At 45.8% G+C, this 7,625-nt stretch carries 8 protein-coding genes; 3 read left to right on the forward strand and 5 right to left on the reverse strand.

The window, feature by feature from the left end:
* The 4 genes from F6K20_RS16410 to F6K20_RS16425 all read right to left on the reverse strand — a co-directional run.
* The coding region (locus F6K20_RS16410) for a chloride channel protein (RefSeq protein ID WP_287295326.1) at positions 1–1,810 on the reverse strand (1,810 nt) is incomplete at its 3' end.
* 119 nt (positions 1,811–1,929) lie between these two features.
* Positions 1,930–3,264, reverse strand: a complete 1,335-nt coding sequence (locus F6K20_RS16415; protein WP_287295328.1) for a TldD/PmbA family protein — start codon at positions 3,262–3,264, stop codon at positions 1,930–1,932.
* Entirely contained in the window at positions 3,254–3,379 is a 126-nt protein-coding gene (locus F6K20_RS16420) for a hypothetical protein (RefSeq protein WP_267872130.1), read from the reverse strand. Before F6K20_RS16420 ends, F6K20_RS16415 begins: the two co-directional genes overlap by 11 nt.
* 826 nt (positions 3,380–4,205) lie before the next feature.
* Complete coding sequence (locus F6K20_RS16425) at positions 4,206–5,069, reverse strand: Tab2/Atab2 family RNA-binding protein (RefSeq protein ID WP_008191124.1); 864 nt, start codon at positions 5,067–5,069, stop codon at positions 4,206–4,208.
* A 493-nt stretch (positions 5,070–5,562) separates the two neighbouring features.
* Between F6K20_RS16425 and F6K20_RS16430 the strand changes: the two genes are divergently transcribed.
* On the forward strand, positions 5,563–5,952 hold the full coding sequence (locus F6K20_RS16430; RefSeq protein ID WP_008191122.1) for a nuclear transport factor 2 family protein: 390 nt from the start codon (positions 5,563–5,565) through the stop codon (positions 5,950–5,952).
* 2 nt (positions 5,953–5,954) lie between these two features.
* Here F6K20_RS16430 and F6K20_RS16435 read toward each other — a convergent pair whose 3' ends face one another.
* On the reverse strand, positions 5,955–6,512 hold the full coding sequence (locus F6K20_RS16435; RefSeq protein ID WP_008191121.1) for a (2Fe-2S) ferredoxin domain-containing protein: 558 nt from the start codon (positions 6,510–6,512) through the stop codon (positions 5,955–5,957).
* 314 nt (positions 6,513–6,826) lie between these two features.
* Between F6K20_RS16435 and dpsA the strand changes: the two genes are divergently transcribed.
* Positions 6,827–7,381, forward strand: coding sequence for a DNA starvation/stress protection protein DpsA (gene dpsA, locus F6K20_RS16440; protein ID WP_008191119.1), 555 nt, complete (start codon positions 6,827–6,829; stop codon positions 7,379–7,381).
* A gap of 32 nt (positions 7,382–7,413) precedes the next feature.
* Positions 7,414–7,596: a hypothetical protein gene (locus F6K20_RS16445; RefSeq protein ID WP_287248980.1), complete on the forward strand. Its 183-nt coding sequence runs from the start codon at positions 7,414–7,416 to the stop codon at positions 7,594–7,596.
* Positions 7,597–7,625: the final 29 nt, after the last annotated feature.

Below are 7,625 nucleotides of genomic sequence, written 5' to 3' on the forward strand. Positions count from 1 at the left end.
TCAATACTGGTGCTGATTGGGGATTAGCTAAGGGAACCAACATCCGTCCACTGCCCGTAGCTGGAGCGCGAGTATAATAGACACCATAGGAGGGATCAGGGCTCGGTCCTAGTTGCTCTTTTTCCCCACTAAGTTGGTTAGCTTCGGCACGAATAATATCACTAAAGGTAATGATTCCAACTAACTTCCTGTTTTCTAGAACAGGTAACCGATTGAGGTGATAACGATTGAGAATGTATAGAACGTGGCTTAAGGTGTCATTGTGTCTAACTGTTATCGGTTGTGGAGTCATCACCTCTTTGATAGGCGTATTGCCAGGCAGTCGGTCTCGATTTTTGGCAATGTCTTCTTGAGTAATTATCCCGACCAATTTCCCCTGAGCAACTACTGGAAAGCCCCGATGACTAGAGTTACTAAAGGTCTGAATGGCTTGATCTAAGGTCATCTGACTCCCTAGGGTTTCTACCCGGCGCTGCATGATGTCAGATGCTTTCAAACCAGCTAAGGTTCTTTTGTCCACCTTTACTTTAGGCAAGCTGTAGCCTTTCCTCTCCAACAAACGTTGATAGAGAGACCCTTTGGCTAATTGATCGGCAACTAGGTAGGAAACCACACAGGTGATCATTAAAGGTAGGACTAGATTAAAGTCCGTTGTCATCTCAAACACGATCACAATCGCTGTGATCGGTACCTTGGAAACGGCACTAAAAAATGCTCCCATCCCTGCCAAGGCGTAGGTAATCGGATAACCTAATCCGAGCAGGTGATACTCACCGATGCCAACTAAATAGCCTAATGCGGAACCCAATACTAGGGAGGGATGAAACAACCCCCCTGGTGCTCCAGAACCATAGGCAATTATGGTCAGTAAGAAGTAGACCACAAAAGCGAGGCAAGTAAATTCCCAGCCGATATCACCAGTGAGCAACAACTCCCGCAAACCACTGTTGTTATGGAACTGATCCGGTAGCAGTGCTACAATACACCCACCCAGCATCCCAGCTATACCAATCCGCAATGGTAATCTGAGCTTGAGACGGTCGTAAAAGTTCAGACTGGACAGAATTCCCTGATTAAACAAAGCTGCTAGCAATCCAGCCAACACCCCTAACAACAAATAGAAGGGAATCTCAAGAGCGGAAAAGGTGCTGGAAAAATTGCTTAGTTCCCGATTCAGATCTAGGGTACCTCCACCCAAGAGCCGGGAAACCACCGCACCAATAAAGGATGCTAGAATAGCACTACCCAGAGTTATACTAGATAAATCTGGTAACAGTTCCTCAAAGATAAAGGCTACACTAGCCAGGGGAGCATTAAACCCAGCGGCTAATCCAGCCCCAGCCCCAGCAGCAATCATTTGACGTCGGTGATCAGGAGAGGTGGGTACCCAGCGAGTCAATTGAGCTGCCAAAGCTGCCCCAATATGAACCGTTGGGCCTTGCCGTCCCATAGTCATTCCCGCCGCCAGAGATAGGATAGTACTAACTAACTTGACTACAGCCACCCGTAAATTCATCGCGATAGGAAACCGGGCAAGGGCACCTTTGATCTGAGGTACGCCACTACCTGTTGCCTCTGATGCTAGAAACTCAATCAGGAATCCGCACAGTAATCCTAAGCAGAGTCCAAAAGCCGGTAGGGCAAAGCTAGGGGGTAGGATTAGAGCTGCTTGAAGCCGCCACCTCCCTAACCAGCCAATACTGTGTTTGAGTAATACTGCTGAGAGTCCTGAGACGAATCCAATCAGACAGGCTTCGGCAAGGGCAAGACTTCTTTTGGGGATCAGCCATTGGGTAATGGGATTGATCATTGATTGATCATGGGTTAATTTCCATTAGTGATTATTCGTGGGTGCTTTGTAAATACCAGGAGAATTTCTGTAGTTACAAAGAAATAAGCACCAAGCACCGAGCACTGAGCACTGACCCACTAATCACTAGAGGTTACCGATAGTCCTTCCACAATTAGAGAGGGTGTGTAGATGCTATCCTGCCACTCAGCATCATCACCCAGTATTACTAACTGCTTAAGGGTGTTGTAAACATTCCCAGCTACCATGGTGTCTTTGACTCGACCAATAATATTGCCTTGTTGGACTCGATACCCTAACTCAACATTGACGGAAAAGTCACCGGAGATGCCAGCACTACCGCCGAGAATCTGGTCTATGACTAATCCTTCGTCTAATTTTCCAATTAAGTCATTGAGTGACCCTTGGCCTGGTTTAATCAGTAAGTTGACGAGATCAGGGGTTGGGTAGCTGCCTAGGCTAGGGCGAAATCCATTGCCAGTTGTGCCAGTTCCCAGTAAGCGACCGGTAGTGCGATCGCAAAAAAACTGTTGCAATTGCCCTTCACTGATAAATACGAGGGATTGGGTAGGGGTGCCTTCATCATCAAAGGGGCAACTGTAAGGAAATTCAGGATTTGGTTGTTGAAACAGGGTCAGGTTTTTTGAGGTAACCACCTGACCTAGACTATCACTCCAGGGGGTGGCTTTTTCAAGTACCCGTTTTCCATTTAAGGCTGCTTCCACAGTGCCCCATAGCAAATCCGCTGCTTTAGACGTCAACAAAATTGGCACACGACCACTGGGAGTAGAGACATTTTCCGTTGCCCAGTTGAGGCGTTGTAAGATTTGGTCTAGGACTTTGTTAGTGTTTAGGCTTTCTTTAGGCTCAGATGGGCTTAATCGAATTTGTGTACCATCACCAACACTTAAAAAGTCTTCACCCCTAACCCACTCTACCCCAAGGAAATAACTGAGGGTTGTGTCAGTGTAAGAGCAATGTAATCCTTCAGAGTTAATTAAGCTAGTGGTTTCTAACTCCCATTCCGACTCAGCGCTACACAATACTTCTGGGTAGGCATCGCGAATTAATGCGATCGCATCCGAGCCGATTGCTACTAGTTCTTCTATCGGTATAGTTTCTGGTGAGTCGGAATAGTTAGCGCTAGGGCCATCAGCCAGTTCTATAGATTCCGGTTCATTGAGTGCAGTCATGGCCATTGCCCGGTCTACTAAATCTTGTGCTGCCACTGCTCCATAGCCAACTGCTAGTCCTGGACGTCCGTCTCGCCATAACCGTAGCGCTGTCCCTTCCGATTGACTACTTTCGATTTGTTTGAGTCGATTAGCTTCAAAAAACACAGGACGAGAAAGCGATCGCGACTGATAAACCTCTGCACTAGTCGCTCCTGATTTAGCTGCTAAGTCTAACAGTTGTTCGGCTTGCAGCTCTTGGGGTATAGTTTCAGCACTCATATAGCAAAGGGAATAGGGAGTAGGGAGTAGGGAGTAGGGAGTAGGGAGTACAGGGAGTTTTTTCTAACTGAATAATATCTAACTTAAATGCGCAACAGGTTAGGTAGGTGCTCATCTACCAATATTGCATTAATTTGCACCCCTCCAAAACGTCGAAGAATCTATAGATAGATATATAATTTATTTATATATAGTTGAGTTAACAAACGAAAAAAAATGAAAAGATTTTCGAGACCCTTAAAAGCGATTTTCGCATTCTTGATGGCAGTGCAGCTGTTTTTGATGGTCTCCCCTGCAGCAATGGCCCAAGGTGATATGCCAGCCGTCCTAAGTGCTGATGGTATTTGTACTAGGGATTACAACCCCTGCGGCAATGCTAGTATCTGCGTGTGCCCGGATGGATATGAATATGATTCAAGTGTCGGGTTGTGCTTGATCGAGGACATTAATAATGCAACTAGCCGGGGATTGGACTCTATCTCAGTTAAAAGCTCATGTTCAATCCAAGTACAGCCTCTTCCGGCTACATGTACAAGGGATACCAATGCCCTTGGTTATCCCAGCAAATGCCTGTGCCCGGGTATTAGCGAATACAATCAGTTATTTGGTCAGTGCGTGATCCCATTGGGTTAATAACACTCCTGCTCGGGGCAGCCTAGTGTGATATGAGTAATGCTGCTAATAGCCTTGACTACCCCTGAGGCTGCGCCAGGACTTTCAGAACCCGTAGAACAATCACCTGTTCTACGGGTTCTTTTGTATCCCATATTCTCTATAGCAAAGGGAGTCGGGAGCGGTGCGACCCGTGGCGAATTTAATTCGCCTACGGAAAGCGCACCGAGGGAGTCGGGAGTCGGGAGCAGGTAACAAAAATTCTCACAATTTATTTTTACCTTCTGGCTGTTGCCTGTTGCCTGTTGCCTGTTGCCTGTTGCCTTGTGTTATAACTCCCGGCATAGCCAAAATCCAGCAAACTGTTCTGAAGTTGGACTCGATTGTACGGCCAGAAAATGGACAAGATTAGCGTTCTGCTTTGCTTCTTCAAAGCTTTTTGCCTCTGCCAGAATTTGGGATTTGGTCAAGTTAGCGAGAATCCAGCTATCATTGGCACCAGTTTCCAGTAACAACTTTGGCTTATCATCAGTAGTGTCAAGTCTGACAAAGGATAGCTCCAAACCTGACATCCATGCTGCTAGGGGTTTGGCTCGTTGGGAAAATATAATCACACCGGGAATGGGCGTTTCTGGGGCAATGTCCATGATCGAGACTGGGAAGGCTTCACCAAAGTCAATCTCCCACTCGTTCATTTCCTCAAAGGCAGCGGCTTGTAGACTTACAACTGCCCACTTTTGTCCCTGCAAAGCATCGGGTAATGGTTTAGGGATGGGGGATTGATAACGGACAAATGAGGAAGCAGCGGCTGCGGGGTCATAGCCTGGTTGATTGGGATAAAAGTCTTCTATCCTTTGTTTTAACCATCGCTCCAAAGCATAGGTGCGACGGCTGGGTTGAGCTGGAATATTCAGCTCATTACAGGCTTTGGTAATCATATTGTTCATCTGACGCCGAAAGAAGCGAATCTTGCTTGGTGGCTGTTGAGCTTTTGCGATCGCATCTGCCAAAGCCTGCCCCAACCAAATTGAATTCACCTGCTGGTTGGGACACCAACTGGCGTATTGAAACAGTGTCTCAGGTGAGAGATTGATGTCCAAAGGACTCTCGCAAATTAAGACTTCCCAAAGTTTCTTCTGATTTTCGTCCAAAATTGGGCGGGAGTAAAAATCGAGTTCCCAAATTGTTTCCATGCCACCATTAAGATAATCTCACCCATATTTATGATACGGCTCCAAGAGCGCAATCCGTAAGCATTCAGCGGTCAGCGGTCAGCTATCAGCGGTCAGCTATCAGCGGTCAGCTATCAGTTATCAGCTAATGCCCTACGGGCACGCTACTTGAGGTGCTATTAGCTATGAGTTTATGCCCATAGCGCACGGTACTTGAACAGCTTATGCCCTATGGGTTACCTCACAGGCTAGAAGCCTGTGCCACGATACTTGAGTGGCCAATAGACATCTCCAAAAATTAACCTCAAACCCTTGCACTGCCTGGGTCAAAACCGAGTTTCTGGAGATGTCTATTGGCCAACGGCTGACCACTGACCACTGACCACTGACTGCTGACTGCTGACTGCTGACTGCTGAATGCTGACCACTGACTGCTGAATGCTTAGATGTGATTAATCCTATTGAACTATATATAATTAAATCTATTCACAATTGTGAAACTTAACAAAAAATTATGAGTAGCGATCGCACAGAGGTTTTAGCTGCCAACACAGCATTCTATCGAGCTTTTGAGAAAAAGGACATTGAAGCCATGAGTAAGGTCTGGTCTCAAGGCACTGGTAGTCTTTGTATTCACCCTGGACGTGATGTAATCAAAGGTTGGCGGGACATTAGCTCATCTTGGGAAGCGATATTCAAGAATACCCAATACCTGGAAATTGAACCAGAGATTATTGCTACTGAGGTCAGGGACACTCTTGCCTACGTTGTTGTGCTAGAAAAAGTGTTGCAAGTTAGCAAGGGTAGAAGGATTCAGGCAGAATCCATAGCAACCAATACGTTTGAGCTTATGGCTGGCTCTTGGTATTTGGTGCATCATCACGGGAGTCCACTGATGGGCTAACTTCAGACAAAGTGTCGTTCGATCAGGGTGGGAATTTGCTGGGGAGCCACTTCGCTGTAGCGAGCTTTGTCTGGCATCATCACCAGGTTGGGGCCATGTTTGCACTGTTTGAGGCAGCCAGTTTCTTTAATTTTGACTTGGTCTTCTAAACCATGGTCCTTTAAACTCGATGCGATCGCATTACAGACCGCTTGACCCCCCCGTTTCCGGCAACTGGATTTCTGACAAACTAAAATGCTCGCTTTCCGGGTGGGAGTTTTGGGAACCAAAACAGTTGTTGGCTGCTGGTGGGGGGGAGCAGCAAGGCTCACCTCATAGGCTTTCAGTTTCAGTTTCCCAGTTTTGAGCTTTAGTTTGCTGGTGCCACTCACCTCAATCCACGCCCCAGGGATAATGGCTGGATCCAAGCTCTTTCTGAGAGGTTTAGATAACTTAATCCAATATTCGATATTTGAAACAGTAATTCTTAAGTACTTGATTTTATAGCCATCCTTAATGACAAAGTCTAATAACTGTCCTACTACACTAAACTCTGAGACTGGCTCTTTAAACTTAGACATAGTTATTTACCTCTAGGAACACTGTTTTTCTTTAATCAACCTTAAAAATGGCCATTTTTGTGGACTGAATCTTTATAATTTGCTGGGTTTAAGCCGATTTAACCAAGACAAATCCCGTTCACGGAGTCGTGACTAATAGAAAATCTATCTCAACTAATCTATCACAAATTATACTCAATAGAGGTTCTGAAAAAGTTAAAAATTGTGTTATTAGGGACATTTCAGAGTCTAGGTTAAATAAAATGATATGTGTTAGCCTACTTAAAAGCATGGCAATAAGCCACACTTAATGAAAACGATAGGAGAACACTATTATGTCTACAACTCAGGGTCTACTACGCTCCTTTGGTGAAATTGCTGACAATCCAATTTTGCTGGAAAAAAACGTTACTACCCCAGTTTGTGAAGGATTAAACATAGCTTTAGCCAGCTTCCAAGGGTTGTATCTGCAATATCAAAAACACCACTTTGTTGTGGAAGGATCAGAATTTTACTCCTTGCATAAGTTCTTTGAAGAAAGCTACGAGGATGCTCAAGACCATGTCCATGACTTAGGAGAGCGTTTGAATGGACTAGGAGGAATTCCAGCTACTAGTTTTGCCAAATTAGCTGAATTGTGCTGCTTCACTCCTGAATCTGATGGAGTTTACAACTCTCGCCAGATGGTAGAGCATGACTTAGCAGCTGAGCAGTCAATCATTCAGTTAGTACGCAGTCAAGCCGCTCAAGCAGAAAGCCTGGGCGATCGAGCCACCCGCTATCTCTATGAGAAAATCTTGCTCAAGACTGAAGAGCGAGCTTATCACTTGAGTCATTTCCTGGCTCCGGACAGCCTAGTAATGGGATTTATTGGCAATGGAGCAAACTAAACCTACTTAAACTGAGATCTTGCACCATTGTCATGAATCGTAGAATCCTAGGGTGGGCAGTGCCTACCAACCCCCTTGGCAAGCTTCATTATCTGTCTGATGCACTGCCCACCCTACATCAACTTAAACCTACTTTCCCCATTGGCTACTGCATCAAGAATCCTAGGGTGGGCAGTGCCTACCAACCCCCTTGGCAAGCTTCATTATCTGTCTGATGCACTGCCCACCCTACATCAACTTAAAA

This window comes from Moorena sp. SIO2C4 (genome assembly GCF_010672485.1).
GTDB classification, from domain to species: domain Bacteria; phylum Cyanobacteriota; class Cyanobacteriia; order Cyanobacteriales; family Coleofasciculaceae; genus Moorena; species Moorena producens.

Coding starts and splice junctions, on each gene's coding strand:
- F6K20_RS16415 (WP_287295328.1), bottom strand. CDS start 3,264: ATGAGTGCTGAAACTATACCCCAAGAGCTGCAAGCCGAACAACTGTTA.
- F6K20_RS16420 (WP_267872130.1), bottom strand. CDS start 3,379: ATGAGCACCTACCTAACCTGTTGCGCATTTAAGTTAGATATTATTCAG.
- F6K20_RS16425 (WP_008191124.1), bottom strand. CDS start 5,069: ATGGAAACAATTTGGGAACTCGATTTTTACTCCCGCCCAATTTTGGAC.
- F6K20_RS16430 (WP_008191122.1), top strand. CDS start 5,563: ATGAGTAGCGATCGCACAGAGGTTTTAGCTGCCAACACAGCATTCTAT.
- F6K20_RS16435 (WP_008191121.1), bottom strand. CDS start 6,512: ATGTCTAAGTTTAAAGAGCCAGTCTCAGAGTTTAGTGTAGTAGGACAG.
- dpsA (WP_008191119.1), top strand. CDS start 6,827: ATGTCTACAACTCAGGGTCTACTACGCTCCTTTGGTGAAATTGCTGAC.
- F6K20_RS16445 (WP_287248980.1), top strand. CDS start 7,414: ATGAATCGTAGAATCCTAGGGTGGGCAGTGCCTACCAACCCCCTTGGC.